The organism is Veillonellaceae bacterium (assembly GCA_012523975.1).
In the GTDB taxonomy this organism is placed as follows: domain Bacteria; phylum Bacillota; class Negativicutes; order JAAYSF01; family JAAYSF01; genus JAAYSF01.
This window is the reverse complement of sequence record JAAYSF010000071.1, coordinates 1-15336: the sequence shown is the minus strand read 5'-3', so window position 1 is coordinate 15336 and position 15336 is coordinate 1. Positions and strand designations below refer to the sequence as shown.

General features: G+C 42.6%; 19 protein-coding genes. All 19 read left to right on the top strand.

What is annotated here, in order from left to right; genetic code table 11:
• Positions 1 to 6 precede the first annotated feature (6 nt).
• Complete coding sequence (locus GX348_09315; GenBank protein ID NLP42378.1) at positions 7 to 1323, top strand: methylenetetrahydrofolate--tRNA-(uracil(54)-C(5))-methyltransferase (FADH(2)-oxidizing) TrmFO; 1317 nt, start codon at positions 7 to 9, stop codon at positions 1321 to 1323.
• A gap of 63 nt (positions 1324 to 1386) precedes the next feature.
• Positions 1387 to 2289: a tyrosine-type recombinase/integrase gene (locus GX348_09310; protein ID NLP42377.1), complete on the top strand. Its 903-nt coding sequence runs from the start codon at positions 1387 to 1389 to the stop codon at positions 2287 to 2289.
• Positions 2290 to 2302: 13 nt separating this feature from the next.
• Positions 2303 to 2833 (top strand): ATP-dependent protease subunit HslV, encoded by a 531-nt coding sequence (gene hslV / locus GX348_09305; protein NLP42376.1) that lies wholly within the window; start codon positions 2303 to 2305, stop codon positions 2831 to 2833.
• Between the two features lie 17 nt (positions 2834 to 2850).
• On the top strand, positions 2851 to 4242 hold the full coding sequence (hslU, locus tag GX348_09300) for an ATP-dependent protease ATPase subunit HslU (GenBank protein NLP42375.1): 1392 nt from the start codon (positions 2851 to 2853) through the stop codon (positions 4240 to 4242).
• A gap of 46 nt (positions 4243 to 4288) precedes the next feature.
• Positions 4289 to 5065 carry a GTP-sensing pleiotropic transcriptional regulator CodY gene (gene codY / locus GX348_09295; GenBank protein NLP42374.1) on the top strand — a complete coding sequence of 259 codons (777 nt, stop codon included), beginning with the start codon at positions 4289 to 4291 and terminating at the stop codon, positions 5063 to 5065.
• A gap of 218 nt (positions 5066 to 5283) precedes the next feature.
• On the top strand, positions 5284 to 5697 hold the full coding sequence (flgB, locus tag GX348_09290; protein ID NLP42373.1) for a flagellar basal body rod protein FlgB: 414 nt from the start codon (positions 5284 to 5286) through the stop codon (positions 5695 to 5697).
• A 2-nt stretch (positions 5698 to 5699) separates the two neighbouring features.
• Positions 5700 to 6131, top strand: a complete 432-nt coding sequence (gene flgC / locus GX348_09285) for a flagellar basal body rod protein FlgC (GenBank protein NLP42372.1) — start codon at positions 5700 to 5702, stop codon at positions 6129 to 6131.
• Positions 6132 to 6142: 11 nt separating this feature from the next.
• Positions 6143 to 6442 carry a flagellar hook-basal body complex protein FliE gene (fliE, locus tag GX348_09280; protein NLP42371.1) on the top strand — a complete coding sequence of 100 codons (300 nt, stop codon included), beginning with the start codon at positions 6143 to 6145 and terminating at the stop codon, positions 6440 to 6442.
• Positions 6443 to 6490: 48 nt separating this feature from the next.
• Entirely contained in the window at positions 6491 to 8032 is a 1542-nt protein-coding gene (fliF, locus tag GX348_09275) for a flagellar M-ring protein FliF (GenBank protein NLP42370.1), read from the top strand.
• A gap of 18 nt (positions 8033 to 8050) precedes the next feature.
• Positions 8051 to 9061, top strand: coding sequence for a flagellar motor switch protein FliG (fliG, locus tag GX348_09270; protein NLP42369.1), 1011 nt, complete (start codon positions 8051 to 8053; stop codon positions 9059 to 9061).
• Positions 9054 to 9806 (top strand): flagellar assembly protein FliH, encoded by a 753-nt coding sequence (locus GX348_09265; GenBank protein ID NLP42368.1) that lies wholly within the window; start codon positions 9054 to 9056, stop codon positions 9804 to 9806. Before fliG ends, GX348_09265 begins: the two co-directional genes overlap by 8 nt.
• Positions 9803 to 11113 (top strand): flagellar protein export ATPase FliI, encoded by a 1311-nt coding sequence (fliI, locus tag GX348_09260; protein ID NLP42367.1) that lies wholly within the window; start codon positions 9803 to 9805, stop codon positions 11111 to 11113. The genes GX348_09265 and fliI overlap by 4 nt, the downstream gene beginning before the upstream one ends.
• A gap of 19 nt (positions 11114 to 11132) precedes the next feature.
• Positions 11133 to 11576 (top strand): flagellar export protein FliJ, encoded by a 444-nt coding sequence (gene fliJ / locus GX348_09255; GenBank protein NLP42366.1) that lies wholly within the window; start codon positions 11133 to 11135, stop codon positions 11574 to 11576.
• 9 nt (positions 11577 to 11585) lie between these two features.
• Positions 11586 to 12104: a lytic transglycosylase domain-containing protein gene (locus tag GX348_09250; protein ID NLP42365.1), complete on the top strand. Its 519-nt coding sequence runs from the start codon at positions 11586 to 11588 to the stop codon at positions 12102 to 12104.
• A 28-nt stretch (positions 12105 to 12132) separates the two neighbouring features.
• Positions 12133 to 12735, top strand: coding sequence for a magnesium transporter MgtE (locus GX348_09245; protein ID NLP42364.1), 603 nt, complete (start codon positions 12133 to 12135; stop codon positions 12733 to 12735).
• A gap of 35 nt (positions 12736 to 12770) precedes the next feature.
• Positions 12771 to 14246 carry a hypothetical protein gene (locus GX348_09240; protein NLP42363.1) on the top strand — a complete coding sequence of 492 codons (1476 nt, stop codon included), beginning with the start codon at positions 12771 to 12773 and terminating at the stop codon, positions 14244 to 14246.
• A 13-nt stretch (positions 14247 to 14259) separates the two neighbouring features.
• Complete coding sequence (gene flgD, locus GX348_09235; GenBank protein NLP42362.1) at positions 14260 to 14673, top strand: flagellar hook assembly protein FlgD; 414 nt, start codon at positions 14260 to 14262, stop codon at positions 14671 to 14673.
• Between the two features lies 1 nt (position 14674).
• The gene (locus GX348_09230; protein NLP42361.1) at positions 14675 to 15067 is read left to right on the top strand and encodes a flagellar protein; all 393 of its coding nucleotides are present in this window, start codon (positions 14675 to 14677) and stop codon (positions 15065 to 15067) included.
• Between the two features lie 90 nt (positions 15068 to 15157).
• A partial coding sequence (locus GX348_09225) for a flagellar hook-basal body protein (GenBank protein NLP42360.1) occupies positions 15158 to 15336 on the top strand: 179 nt, incomplete at its 3' end.

The following is a 15336-nucleotide window of genomic DNA, read 5'->3' as shown; positions in this document are numbered from 1 at the left end:
ATGACTATAGATAAAGTAATAGTGATTGGAGCCGGCCTCGCCGGAAGCGAAGCTGCGTGGCAGATAGCCCAGGCGGGAGTAAATGTAGAACTATATGAAATGCGGCCTAAGGTCATGACGCCTGCACATCACACCGCGGATTTTGCCGAATTAGTGTGCAGTAATTCGTTAAGGGGGGCGGCAATTGAGAATGCGGTAGGCCTTCTTAAAGAAGAGATGCGGCGGATGAATTCACTGATTATGAAAGCGGCTGATGCTAATCGGGTACCTGCAGGCGGTGCACTTGCAGTAGACCGAGATGGATTTAGCAGTTTTATAACTGAAGCTTTAAATCATCACCCTAAGGTAACTGTTATTAATTCTGAAGTGGCTGTAATACCCGAGGGGTTAGCTGTTATTGCCAGTGGGCCGTTAACATCACAGAAGTTGTCTGAGGCGGTAAGCCAAATGACAGGGGAAGAGTATTTATATTTTTACGATGCGGCGGCGCCCATTTTGACTAGTGAATCGCTTAATTATGAAAAGGTCTTTCGTGCATCACGCTATGGTAAAGGTGACGAAGATTATCTTAATTGCCCGATGACTAAAGAAGAGTATGAGCGGTTTTGGCAAGAACTTACTGCCGCTCAAACAGCACCTATTAAAGAATTCGAAAAGGCTATCTTTTTTGAGGGATGTATGCCGATTGAAGAAATGGCTAGGCGGGGAATTGACACTTTACGATTTGGGCCGCTTAAACCCGTGGGGCTTGATCACCCAGAATCTGGAGAAGCTCTATACGCTGTTGTTCAGCTAAGGCAGGATAATTTTGCCGCGACTCTTTATAATATTGTGGGTTTTCAGACGCATCTAAAATGGCCGGAGCAAGAACGGGTTTTTCGATTAATTCCTGGCCTTGAGAATGCAGAATTCGTTCGATTTGGCGTAATGCACCGAAATACTTTTATCAATTCACCTAAGCTTTTAAAATCAACAATGCAAATGGCTGACAGGTCAAATCTGTTATTCGCCGGGCAAATGACCGGTGTTGAAGGATATGTGGAATCAGCTGCAAGTGGATTAGTGGCTGGTATAAATGCCGCCAGGATAGCCAAGGGCAAAGAGCCGCTTATTTTTCCGGAAGATACAGCCCACGGCGCTCTTTGCCAATACATAACCCATGCCGATCCAAAACGTTTTCAGCCAATGAATATAAATTTTGGCTTGATGCCTCCCCTTGGCCAAAAAATTCGTGATAAAAAGGTCAAGAACAAAATGATTGCAGAACGGTCTTTAAGCTCTTTGCAAAAATTTAGTGAAAAATTCGACAACAATCTTGCGTAAATTACATTATTATGCTAATATAAATCAGTAAATTTCTTTTAGTAAAGTGTGGTAGCTAGCTATATGCTACAGCAGCAATTTAAGCAATTCTTGTTATATTTGACAGTTGAAAAGAACGCCTCACCTTTCACCGTGGCCAGCTATCTTGCAGATATTGAGAATTTCTTCGAATTTGCTAAGCTTCAGGGTGTTAGTGAGGCTCTTTTTGACGATATTAATCATATGTTTATCAGAACATATCTTGGTAATCTTAAGGCCCAGGGGTATTCCCAGCGGACCATTGCTCGCCGTATAGCAAGTTTAAGGTCTTTTTTTCGTTTTCTGATCCGAAATAACGTAATTGCCGATAATCCAGCTAAGGACATCCGTACTCCCAAAATTGAAAAACGGCCACCAGTGTATCTTGATTATTGTGAAATCAACCATTTATTGGATCTCCCTGGCTCCGATTCATTGGGAATGCGCGATGCAGCTATTCTAGAATTATTGTATGCTTCGGGATTGCGTATTTTTGAGCTAATAGGTTTAACTGTTAATGACGTTGATTTATTAAATCATTACATTCTTGTATACGGGCAAGGTATTAAAGAAAGAGTGATACCTATCGGCCGGCACGCTGCAGGTGCAGTTGAACGTTATTTAGGGCAGGGAAGACCTAACCTTTGTAAGAGTGACCAAAGTTATATTAGTGATATACTTTTTCTTAACAAGAACGGCGGCCCTTTGACTGATCGTAGCGTCCGTCGGATTGTCGCAAAATATGTAGATCGTTTGGCTGGATTAAAAAATATTAGCCCTCAGACACTGCGAAATACGTTTGCTGCCCATTTACTAAAAAATGGAGCCGATTTATCATCCATAAGAGAGATGCTGGGACATGTAAGCTTTCCTGCGCATCTGCTGGATATGGACACAGCGAAGGATAGTTTAAGACTAGTATACAAGCATGCACATCCGCGTGCATAGGAGGTGGTTTTAGGTGTTTCATGCTACAACAATTGTTGCTGTACGGCATCGAGGAAAAACGGCTATTGCCGGCGATGGGCAGGTAACTTTCGGCGGCAATACCGTAATGAAACATAATGCAAAGAAGGTCAGACGCCTCTATCATGGGAAGGTTTTGGCTGGTTTTGCCGGGTCGGTCGCAGATGCGTTTACCTTATTTGGTAAATTTGAGACTAAACTCGAGGAATTTAACGGAAACCTTATGCGCTCTGCCGTTGAACTGGCCAAAGATTGGCGCACTGATCGTGTTTTGCGAAAACTTGAGGCTCTTCTGATTGTAACTGACTCAGAGCATATGCTAATTATTTCCGGTAACGGAGAAGTTATTGAACCTGATGATAACGTCACGGCTATTGGATCAGGAGGTTCCTATGCGTTAGCAGCCGCACGGGCTTTGCTAAAACATTCAAATCTTACAGCTCCCGAGATTGCTCGGGAATCTCTTGAGATTGCCGCCGGTATCTGTATCTATACCAATAACCATATTACTGTAGAGGAATTATAAAATCGGGAGGGATGGCGTTGGCTGAACTGACACCAAAACAAATAGTAGCAGAGCTCGATAAATACATTGTCGGTCAAAAACAAGCAAAAAAATCAGTTGCAGTAGCTTTACGAAATCGTTGGCGCAGTAAGCAGCTTCCTGCTGATATTAAAGAAGAAATAATACCCAAGAATATATTAATGATTGGACCAACAGGAGTTGGCAAAACCGAAATTGCTCGACGTTTAGCCAAACTGGTTAATGCACCATTTGTTAAGGTAGAGGCTACTAAATTTACAGAGGTCGGTTATGTCGGACGCGACGTGGAATCTATGATTCGAGATCTAGTTGAAACGTCAATCCGAATAGTTAAACAGACCAAAATGATGGAAGTAAACGAACAGGCCCTCAAGCTAGCGAATGAACGTATTCTTGAGTACTTTCACCCTTCAGCTAAAAAAGAAACTCCGCGTAACCCGTTCGAGGTCCTGTTTGCCGGACAAAACACGATGGGAGCGCCCAAGGATAACACAATTGATCAAGCCAGCCAGGAATCAGAGAGACAAAAGTGGCGAAATCGGCTTATGGCCGGTGAACTTGAGAATGAGCTAATTGAGATTACTGTTGAAGATAACACCAATCCTATGATGGGGATGTTTGCCGGGTCCGGCGTCGAAGAAATGGGGATAAATATCCAAGACATGTTGGGTAACTTTTTGCCTAAAAAGCAAAAAAAGCGGAAGGTAACCGTCGCTAATGCCCGCAAGGTTTTTATTCAAGAAGAGGCGCAAAAGTTAATTGACATGGACGACGTTCATGCTGATGCAATATATTTCGCTGAGAATTACGGTATAGTATTCCTTGATGAGATTGACAAAATAGCCGGTCGCAGCCACTCATCCGGCCCTGATGTTTCACGCGAAGGTGTCCAGCGTGATATTTTGCCTATAGTTGAGGGGTCAACCGTTGTGACAAAATACGGTACTGTAAAGACTGATCATATTTTGTTTATTGCTGCGGGCGCTTTTCATATATCGAAACCCTCAGATTTAATACCCGAGCTCCAGGGGCGTTTCCCAATCAGAGTAGAACTGACCAGTCTTTCTAAAGAAGACTTTAAACAAATTTTAACTGAACCAGCTAATGCCCTTATCACTCAATATGTCAATCTGTTGGCAACAGAAGGAATAAAAATTGAATTTAGTGAAGAATCTATTGATGAACTAGCAGAAATTGCCTGTCAAGTAAATGCTCAGACTGAAAATATCGGTGCTAGGCGGCTGCATACTATCCTGGAAAAATTATTGGAAGACTTGGCTTATGAGGCTCCTGATATAACAGAAAAAAATCTAATTATCAGTCGTGATTATGTTAAACAAAAACTTTCTCATATTGTTGTGGATCAAGATTTAAGCCACTATATTTTATGAGGAATTTTTAAGATGAGTTAGGCCTAATGAAAGGTGGAAATGAAATATGTCATCAATGTTAGAACGCACCAGAAAAATCAATAAACTATTGCAAAAGTCGGAAAAAGTTGAATATGATGAAATGTCAAGAGTGTTGAGCGGTGTGATAGGCGCAAACGTATATATTGTTAGCAAGGAAGGCACTGTACTAGGATACGCCTTGCTTGATGACTTTGAATGTGAGTTAATGCGTGATCGCGTCCTTAAGCAAGCTAGTTTTCCTGAACACTATGTTGAATGGTTGTTACGCGTTAACGAGACATCGCCAAACCTCAAATTGAAAAGTGGAATGTGTACATTCAGCGAAGGTACGGCCTGCATGTTTGACGATAAGTTTACAACTGTTGTACCGATTTATGGCGTAGGGGAACGGATTGGAACACTAATTGTGGCCAAGTTCTGTAATGGCTTAAATGACGATGATTTAGTTTTAGCCGAATATGGTGCAACTGTTGTCGGTATGGAAATATTGCGTGACCGCAGTGAAAAAATGGAAGAAGAAGCCAGAAAAAAAGCCACTGTTCAAGTAGCGCTTGGAACCCTTTCTTACTCTGAATTAGAGGCAGTAATCCATATTTTAAATGAGTTGGAAGGTAATGAAGGCTTGCTGGTTGCCAGCAAAATTGCCGATCGGGTCGGAATTACTCGTTCGGTTATCGTCAATGCTTTGCGAAAGTTTGAAAGCGCCGGTGTCATTGAGTCCAAATCGCTCGGGATGAAAGGTACTTACATCAAGGTTCTAAATGAGCGGTTGCTTGATGAATTAGAAAAAATGAAAAAGTAATAAGCAGCTGATAAGCCACCCTTGTATATAGGGTGGTTTTTTGTTTGCTTAGGCAATATGGCCTTCTTATAAAAAAACATAGGACTTTTGTCGCTACGTGTAATTTTACCACATAGAAATTGACAGAAATCTAAAGGATTTAGCCAGAATATGTAGAAGTATGCACCATGCATAAATAAAAAAATCTGTATTTACGCAAAAGTTGTGGAGGTTTTCACATGCTTAAGGCCATATTATCAAACCCGCAATTTTCAATATTGGAACAAGGTATTAACGCAGCTTCTTTACGGCACAAAGTAGTAAGCAACAATATCGCCAATGTTAATACACCTGGTTTTAAAAAGAGTGAGGTAGTTTTCGAAGAACTTTTACAAGCGGAACTAAGCGGTAGAAGCGATTTAAAGTTAACTAAAACTAAGGCCAGTCATTTATCCAAAAGAGCATCAGATGGCAGTGTTCCTTTTATCAATACCATAAATTCAACTTCGTTCAGAACAGACGGCAATAATGTAGATATCGATGTTGAAATGGCTAATTTAGCTAAGAACAATATTTATTATAATGCTCTAATAACTCAATTAAGTAAACATCTTGCCGGTCTTAAATCTGCTATTAATGAAGGGAGACGCTAGTTATGGGAATGTTTGATGCCATTAATGCCGCCGCCTCAGGACTTACTGCGGAACGGCTGCGAATGGATGTAATATCCAACAATATTGCTAATGCCAATACAACTAGAACGGCTGAAGGTGGAGCTTATCGGCGTCAGATTGTTATCTTTGAACCTCGTTCAGGGCAGTCCTTCGCCCAAATTTTATCAAAAGAGATGGATCCTGGTTCTGGTGTTAAGGTTTCAGGAATAACCAAAGATAACTCTCCGACTCGGCGGGTATATGATCCTAATCACCCTGATGCTGATCGAGAAGGCTATGTTGAAATGCCAAACATAAATGTCGTATCGGAAATGGTCGACATGATTACCGCGACAAGGGCCTATGAGGCAAACGTAACTGCAGTTAACGCCGCTAAAAGCATGGCTCTTAAAGCGCTGGAAATTGGGAGGTAGTGAGGTAATATATGCGTATTGAACAATTAAAATTAATGCCGGTCAGTTTACCGATTAATAATCCGGCCCCAACTGAAACAGAGCAAGCTGGTAAAAGCTTTAGTCAGTTTTTGTCCGAGGCAATTACTGATGTAAACACTCTTCAACATAGGGCAGAGAAGGCATCACTCGATTTAGCAGCAGGGAAGTTACAGGATGTCTCCCAAGCAGTCATAGCCGCTGAAAAAGCATCTATTGCCCTACAGCTTACTATGCAGGTTCGCAATAAAGTTGTTGACGCGTATCAGGAAGTCATGAGAATGCAGGTCTAATTATACATCTCAGCAATTTATTTTTGCTAATCAAGAAGGGTGGATCCGATGGCTGACTGGAAGGAACAGTCTCTGCGCTTGTGGGGAAACATGGAAAAAAAACAGAAGTACATGATTATCGGTTCGGCAATCCTGATTTTTATTGCTATTTTATCATGGAGTTATTGGTGGGGAAGCCGGCCCGATCTTGTACCTTTATACACCAATATGGACGTAACAGATGCAGGTGAGGTCAGGGAAAAACTCAAAGAAATGAAAATTCAGCATGAAATCGGTAACAATGGTACAGCTATTATGGTACCATCAAAAGATGTTTACCGAATTAGGCTGGATTTAGCTAGTCAGGGCTTGCCAAGAGGTGGTAAAGGCTTTGAAATCTTTGATCAGAACAAATTTGGAACAACTGATTTTCAAAACAAGGTGTATTTACTGCAAGCCTTGCAAGGTGAACTGACCAGAACAATTGAGCAAATGTCAGAGGTAGAAAAAGCTCGGGTACATATTGTACTGCCTGAAGATAGTCTATACAAAAAGAACGAAAAACCAGCCACTGCGTCAATCATGTTAAAATTAAGGCCATCTGCGCAGCTTTCCCGTCAACAGGTAAAGGGGATTGTTAATTTGGTAGCGCACAGTATACAAGGTCTAAAGGCTGAGAATGTAACAGTAGTCGACAACAAGGGCCATGTTCTGAATGATCAGTCGGACGCTGAAATAGCCGGTGCAGGGACATTGACGCAGATAGAAATGACTAAGAAAGTACAGGAAGACTTGCAAAAGAGTGTGCAATCCCTTTTAGAGCAAGTTCTTGGCCCTGGAAAAGCAGCTGCAAGAGTCAGCGTTGAGCTTAATTTTGACCAGCGTACCATGGATCGGCAAATATTCGAGCCAGTAGTAGATGATAAGGGCATAATTAGAAGCTTGCAGGAATTTAATGAGAATTACGAAGGCACCTCACAAGCACCAGGGGGACCTGCCGGTACTACGGCTAACATCCCGGGATATGTGACAAATAGTAATAATGCCCAGTCGAACTACGAGAAAAAAGAAGTAACACGGAACTACGAGATTAATGAAACTAAAGAAAAGATTGTGTCAACCCCCGGTTCAATAAAGCGATTAACAGTTGCTGTCTTGGTAGACGGCGAAATTAGCCGAACACAACAGGATAGCATTTCACGTACAGTTGCTTCTGCTATCGGTTTTAACCAGAGTCGTGGTGACGTTATTTCAGTTGAAAGCATGCCGTTTAACACAGATTTAGCTGATAAGCAACGGAAAGAAGAAGAGGCTTTTCAAAAACAACAAGAGCGATCATTATGGCTAAAAATTGGTATCGCTGTCATATCAGTACTTGTCTTGCTCTACCTTGTTCGAATGTACCTGGCGCGGCGTCGCCAACATGAGGATGAGTTGGAATTGGAGCAGGTTTTAACACAGGCACAAGCGGAGTCCGATACACAAAAATTACAAGAACTGACTCCGCAGGAAAAAGAACAGCTTGAACAGCGTGAAGCAGTTGAAAAGTTTGCTAAGTCTAAGCCCGAAGAAGTGGCGCAATTGATAAAGGCTTGGTTGGCTGATGAATAATAGTCAGGAGGTGAAATTTTGTATCAATCTAACGAGATGGGAAATAAGCAAAAGGCAGCTATTTTGCTAATCGCCTTAGGCCCGCAGATATCAGCTCAGATTTTTAAGCATTTGCGGGAAGAGGAAATAGAAAAACTTACTTTGGAAATTGCTAATCAGCGAAAAGTTAGCCAAGAGCAAAAAGATAAAGTTCTGTCAGAATTTCACCAAATGGCTTTAGCTAAAGAGTATATTTCTTCCGGAGGCTTAGATTATGCCAGGGAGGTACTTGAAAAAGCATTAGGTGCTGAAAAAGCTGTATCGATTATAAACAGATTAACGGCGAGTCTGCAAATTAGACCGTTTGATTTTGCACGCAAGACCGATCCCGCTCAGCTCCTGAACTTTATCCAAAATGAACATCCGCAGACGATTGCATTAATAATGGCTTACCTCCATCCAGACCAAGCCGGTGTAATATTATCTGCGCTCCCGCCAGATCGGCAAGTTGATGTCGCCAAACGAATTGCTACGATGGATCGCACATCGCCGGATGTTTTAAAGGATATTGAAAGAATTTTAGAAAGAAAATTATCGTCTTTGGCTACTCAGGATTTTACTGCTGCCGGTGGTGTCGATTCTATTGTCGAAGTGCTTAACCGGGTAGACCGTACTACGGAACGAACTATCATTGAGAATCTTGAGGTTCAGAATCCTGAACTTGCCGAAGAAATCAAGAAGAGAATGTTTGTCTTTGAAGACATTATCTTGCTTGATGATCGTTCTCTGCAACTTGTATTACGGGAAATTGACTCTAAGGACCTTGCGCTTGCGCTCAAGGCGTCCTCAACTGAAGTCGCCGAAAAAATCTATAAGAATATGTCTAAGCGCGCGGCTGAAATGCTGCGCGAAGAAATCGAATATATGGGTCCTGTGCGTATTAGAGATGTTGAGGAAGCCCAGCAAAAAATCGTTAATGTTATCCGTCGTCTCGAAGAATCCGGTGAAATTATTGTGTCACGTGGCAAAGGGGACGAGATAATTGTCTAGAATTATTAAATTTGCTTCAGTCCAGGAAGAACCTCTTATAATTAATAACCATCGTCCGGCATTTGCGATTGTCGAGCAAACCGAAGACAGTGCTGCAGAACCAGAACGAGAACAAATCCAAGAAGCTATTGATGAGGCAAAGAAAATCCTAGATGATGCTAAAAAGCAAGCTGAAACATGCATAAGCCAGGCCTTGCAGGAGGCAGAACAACTTAGACAGCAGGCTTGTGAAGCCGGTCGGCAGGAGGGCTATCAAGCCGGCTACAGTGAAGGGGTTCGTCAAGGCAAAGAACAAGCAGAACTAGAAATGACAAATAAAATTAACAGTGCATCTGAAACAGCTGAGAACATATTAGCTGATGCCCGGCAAGAGTACCAAGAAACTCTAATCAAAGCTGAGCGCGAGATAGTAAAAATAGCTCTTGCAGTAGCACGGAAGATTTTAGCGCGGGAAATAGACGAAAATCCGACAGTGATTTTGCCAATTGTAAAGACTGCGTTAGAAAAAGTACGTGATCAAGAGAGTATTATTATTCGTGTGAATCCGATCGACTATGATATTGTGGTTCAGTCTAAACGTGATTTGCAGATAATGATTGGCTGTGAAGATGCATTATCAGTAGTTAGTGATAATACTGTCAGTCCTGGCGGCTGTATGATTGATACACCCTACGGGACAGTTGACGCCAGTCTTGATATTCAGTTTGAGGCTATAAAAAGAGCTCTTGAGGAAATAATGCCATGAGGTTTTGTGCAGATAAATATTTAAGCGCCGCAAGCAAAGTTGAGACAATGAAGCTTAGCGGTAAAATCGCTGAAATAATTGGCTTAGTAATCGAAGCCCACGGCCCTAATGTTAGTCTTGGTGAGCTATGTTATATCAGGCCGCGTAATAGAGATTTTTTAATCCCGGCTGAAGTTGTCGGCTTCCGTCAAAATAGGGTAATGTTAATGCCGATTGGCGAAATGGAAGGGATAGGGCCAGGCTGCGAGGTAATTTCAGCCCAACAGACGCTGGAAGTTCCCGTTGGGCCGCAGTTATTGGGCAGGATTTTAGACGGTTTGGGGAACCCAATAGATGGTAAGGGGCCGCTTCTAACTAATAACCGCTACTCACTGCATGCAACACCGCCGTCTCCTTTGTTGAGAAGCCGCATATCGAACAAATTAGCTGTTGGTGTCCGTGCTATTGACAGTCTTATAACCTTAGGGCGTGGGCAGCGAGTTGGTATAATGGCGGGCAGCGGTGTAGGCAAGAGTACGCTTTTGGGCATGATGGCGCGAAATACCGAGGCTGATATAAGTGTCATCGCGCTGATTGGCGAACGCGGTCGTGAAGTCAGAGAGTTTATTGAGCGTGATCTTGGGGAAGAAGGCTTAAAAAGATCGGTTGTTGTAGTAGCTACTTCGGATCAGCCAGCGTTGGTCAGGATAAAGGGCGCTATGACAGCGACTGCAATCTCAGAGTATTTCCGCGACCAAGGCCGCAATGTAATTTTGATGATGGATTCTGTGACCCGCTTTGCCATGGCGCAGCGCGAGGTAGGCCTTACAATTGGCGAACCGCCTGCGACGCGGGGTTATACGCCATCAGTATTCGCTATGCTGCCGAAATTATTAGAACGCTCAGGTACGGGCGAATGCGGATCAATAACAGGTATTTATACGGTACTGGTGGATGGCGATGATATGAATGAGCCGATTGCCGATGCTGTACGCAGTATCTTAGATGGTCATATTGTTCTGACACGAAATATGGCTGCACAGAATCATTATCCGGCAATTGATGTATTGGCAAGTGTCAGCAGGGTTATGCTGGAAATTGTCGAAAAAAACCACTATAAAGCGGCGCAGCAGTTGCGCTCGATTATGGCGACCTATCGAGAAGCCGAGGACCTAATAAATATCGGTGCCTATGCCCATGGCAGCAACCCAAATATTGATAAAGCAATTAATGTGATTGACGATATTAAAAGATTTTTACAGCAGGGTGTCTACGAAACAACAACTTTCGACCAAGCTGTTAGCAGGCTGATTGAGTTAGCCGAATAACAGATGAAGAGGTGGATTTATGAAGAAATTTCAGTTTCGACTCGATACCCTTTTAAAATACCGTCAGATGCAAAATGAACAAGCCCAGCTAAAGTTTATGCAGGCATCACAAGTTTTGCATGAGGAAAAGGAAAAGTTTGATAAGTTAACAATAAAACTAACTGAGTCTATTGTCAGTTTTAGAAAATATCAAGATAGTTCGCCTATTATTGATGAACTTAAGGATTTTCAGAATTACTTCGATAAAATTAGGGAGAACATAAAACACCAAAGTATGCGTGTTAACGAGGCGCAGGCAGTGCAGCAAGAACGTTTGCAGGAGCTTCAACAAGCAGCCAAAAACTATGAGATTGTTGAAAAATTTAGAGTGAAGCGTCTGCTGCAGTACCAAGCAGAAGCATTAAGCGAGGAACAAAAGTATCTCGATGAATTGGGACTTCAAAATTATGTCCGCAAAAGTTAAGGTGATTTAATGGACGGATTAACTAGAGTGACGCAGCGTATCAACACAATAGAGAAGCGGTTTATGATACCGGCAAATCCAACGTCGATTGGTGCCTTTGCAGACGTATTGGCAGGGGCAAAGCAAAAGAGCGCTTCAACCGCCTTAAATACGAACAAGCAAAGTATTGCTAAACTGGTTGAAACCAGTGCACGACAGCATGGTGTTGATCCTAAGTTAGCATTAGCAGTCGCTAGAACTGAATCAGGTCTAGAGACCAATAGTGTTTCGGTGGCTGGTGCTGTTGGCGTTATGCAGCTTATGCCGGATACTGCCCGTAGTTTAGGTGTACAGAATATTACCGATCCGCAGGAAAACATTGATGGCGGGGTGCGCTATCTACGCAAAATGCTACATACATTTAACGGCGATGTAGTAAAGGCTGTTGCGGCCTATAATGCTGGACCGGAGGCTGTAAAGAGCTACGGAGGTGTTCCACCTTATCCGGAAACAAAATCATATGTGACAAAGGTTATGTCACAATTTTAATAGCTTTATTACCTAAAGGAAGGTAAACATGGCAAATATAAACCTTAAATCCAGTCAAAAAACTTCAGGGCAACAGTCTCAGGCTAAAGGATCGCTATTTAAAAAGCTGCTCATTGCATTTGTAATATTAATGCTAACCGGTGTCGGCTTTGCGCTTGGTATATATATGAAGTTTATTGATCCACAGGCCATAATAGCTAGATTAAAGCTTCATGAATATCCGGTAATTGGCCAATATTTTACTCCACCAACAACGAATTTTGAACCGGTGGAACTTGAGAACATTGAAGATATCCAGCCGCCGAAGGCGAAAAAACCGGCAGACCAACCAGTTAAACAGGAGCAGCAACCGGTATTATTGCCTCCTAGCGGCAGCGATAGCGAGAAAATAGCCAAAGCCAAGCAACTCGAAGAAGCAAAAAGGATTTCAAAAGTGGCACGGCTTTATGAGAATATGAAACCTGAAGAAGTAGTTCCAATAATGAATAAACTTGATGATGATATGGTCATCGCTATTTTCAATAAAATGGATGAGAGCCAGGTAGCTAAAATTATGGCTTTGTTGGACGTAGAACGGGCTGCACGTTTGAGTCAGACAATGTTAAAGGCCCAAACTCCTGGTACCCTCTAAGCCAACATTATCATTGAAAGGAGGTGAATAAATACGTGGATGTATTAGCGGCAAGTATTTCAGCGGAGCTTCCCAAAGCCCACAAGAAGAGTACAGCCGGTAAATTAAGCGGCTCACCTAATAGCAATAAGGAACAAGCGGCATTTGCCGATGTCTTGAATTCGGCTGCTTACCCAAAGCGCTTTAAAGGGGAGACCGGTCATAAAGCGGATGACCGCAATAATGTTACATCGTCTGCGCCGACTGGTGAGGTTATCCCATTATTCAATAATTTAGTGGTAATGCCGGTTTCAATAGGCGACGCTGACGACAAAGGCGGCAGGAAAGTTGGAACTTCTACTGATACAATGTTTAATCAGGATGTAGAAGTTAATCTTAACCAATCCAATAGTAAATTATCACCATTTCAGGTCGCAAGTCAAAACGGGTTAATTTCAGAAGGCGCTTCCAAAATGCTTGATGGCAACACTGGAAATGTTAACACTCCTACAACTCTAGCTAATCAATCGGAGCAACTGCAGCAGACTGGCATAAGCCAAGTTACCACGGTGCCAGAAGATCTCAACCAAAACGGACTAAATAGCCAAACCATTGCTATTAATCAGCAGGAAAACTACGGTGTAAAAAAGCAGGGCACCCACAATCCTGACGGCAAGGGAAAACAGGCCACAGGTATAGCGGTTGAACAATTAATATCTGCAGGGCAGAGCCAGTTAGTATCAGACAATTTATTAAAACCGCTTGCAACAGTGTCCGCCTACCAAAATGCGTCTGTAATTGCAGCAAACAATGCAGCTGATGAAAGTCTTCAAGCAGATGACCCTGTACAAACTTTAGATATGCCGGTTAAGGAAAGTAAAGTAAGCCTTAATGCTATGACGTCTTTATCAGCAGATACCAGTCTGGAAACAACGAACAACGGTCTATTCCATGAGCAGAATTTAAGCGAAGCAACAGCAGTAGAAAATGTCTCTGATAAACCGCTGCAACCTTTTCAGCAGCTACTTCACCAAACCGGTATGAAGGATCAAGCTGATGCTGTTGTTGACATTGACGGACAGCCGATACCACAGACACCGAAAGATACAAATAATGTCGTTGGACAGATTGTCGAGCATGCGCGCTTAGTCAAGAATTCTGATATGTCGGAAATGATTATAAAGCTAAAGCCTGAGCATCTTGGCGAACTCACACTAAAGGTTGCGGTTGATAATGGCGTAGTCAGCGCATCTTTCCATACTAACAATAGCGAGGTGCGCGGCATAATTGAAGCTTCTATGCAGCAGCTACGGCAGGATATGGCTCAACAAGGACTTAAAGTAGAGTATGTAGGAGTCTATGCTGGACTAGGCCAACCATTTTCCAATGGACAGGGTGAGGCAAACAGACAGCAGGCATGGAAATCTCAACTAAATAAGAAAAACAGCAGCAATGAATTCAGCGAAAGTATTGAGGCTATTGAAAATACTGGAATAACTACTTCAGAAACTGGAGTTGACTATCGGATTTAGGAGGTGAGAATTAGTGGCAAGTGTATATAACGTAGGCCAAACTAGCACGACGCAAACTGCAAGCGGGCAAACGGCAAGAACTAAGCAGGACAATATGGGAAAAGATGAGTTTCTTAAGTTATTGGTAACGCAGCTGCGGTATCAGGATCCGATGAATCCAATGGAAGATAAAGAATTTATTGCCCAAATGGCACAGTTTTCCAGCCTAGAGCAAATGCAGAACTTAAATGCTTCTATGCTGACTGTTCAGGCCAGTGGGATGATTGGAAACCAGGTAAGATGGACTGATGATTACGGTGAGGAACAAGCCGGAATAGTTAGTGCAGTACGGATAAGTGATGGAAAACCGTCCTTAGTTGTAGGCGATGTTAATGTAGCGCTTGAGAAAGTAACTTCTGTTGAAGGCGTAATTTGGGGAGCTAAATAATATGGCTGATAATCGTATTTATTATCCGCAGTCGCCCATTTTACCAGTCCAAAAACCATCAAACGCTGTACCACGTCCGTTAGGCAAGTCATCACCTAGCTCAGTTCCATTTAATAAAATACTGGAACAGCAATTAACCGGTGTAAAGTTTTCGCAGCACGCTATGCAGCGTCTCGAGAACCGGAATATTCGGCTTAACCAGACAGATATGGATAAATTGAACCGTGCGGTAGAAAAGGCTGCGCAAAAGGGTGCGAAGGAATCACTGGTGCTAATGAATAATGATTTGGCGCTAATTGTAAGTATCAAAAACAAGACCGTTATTACGGCCATGGATGGTACAAGCATTAAAGATAATGTCTTTACCAACATTGACAGCGCTGTAATTGTTTAGGGCTGGACCTCTTGAGGGAGCCCACAAGCTGCCGACTGATTGACGCAGCTACATAAAAAAGATAAACGAAAATTCGGGAGGTCATTTATTATGATGCGTTCGATGTTCGCCGGTGTTTCCGGCCTTAAAAACCATCAAACCCGTATGGATGTTATCGGCAACAATATTGCCAACGTTAACACTGTTGGTTTTAAAGGAAGCCGGGTTAACTTTCAGGACATTTTAAGCCAGACAATGCAAGGTGCGTCAAGCGGGCAAGGGGCTCGCGG

Coding starts and splice junctions, on each gene's coding strand:
- flgB (NLP42373.1), top strand. CDS start 5,284: ATGCTTAAGGCCATATTATCAAACCCGCAATTTTCAATATTGGAACAA.
- GX348_09230 (NLP42361.1), top strand. CDS start 14,675: ATGGCTGATAATCGTATTTATTATCCGCAGTCGCCCATTTTACCAGTC.
- fliE (NLP42371.1), top strand. CDS start 6,143: ATGCGTATTGAACAATTAAAATTAATGCCGGTCAGTTTACCGATTAAT.
- GX348_09250 (NLP42365.1), top strand. CDS start 11,586: ATGGACGGATTAACTAGAGTGACGCAGCGTATCAACACAATAGAGAAG.
- GX348_09245 (NLP42364.1), top strand. CDS start 12,133: ATGGCAAATATAAACCTTAAATCCAGTCAAAAAACTTCAGGGCAACAG.
- GX348_09310 (NLP42377.1), top strand. CDS start 1,387: ATGCTACAGCAGCAATTTAAGCAATTCTTGTTATATTTGACAGTTGAA.
- flgC (NLP42372.1), top strand. CDS start 5,700: ATGGGAATGTTTGATGCCATTAATGCCGCCGCCTCAGGACTTACTGCG.
- fliF (NLP42370.1), top strand. CDS start 6,491: ATGGCTGACTGGAAGGAACAGTCTCTGCGCTTGTGGGGAAACATGGAA.
- fliI (NLP42367.1), top strand. CDS start 9,803: ATGAGGTTTTGTGCAGATAAATATTTAAGCGCCGCAAGCAAAGTTGAG.
- fliJ (NLP42366.1), top strand. CDS start 11,133: ATGAAGAAATTTCAGTTTCGACTCGATACCCTTTTAAAATACCGTCAG.
- codY (NLP42374.1), top strand. CDS start 4,289: ATGTCATCAATGTTAGAACGCACCAGAAAAATCAATAAACTATTGCAA.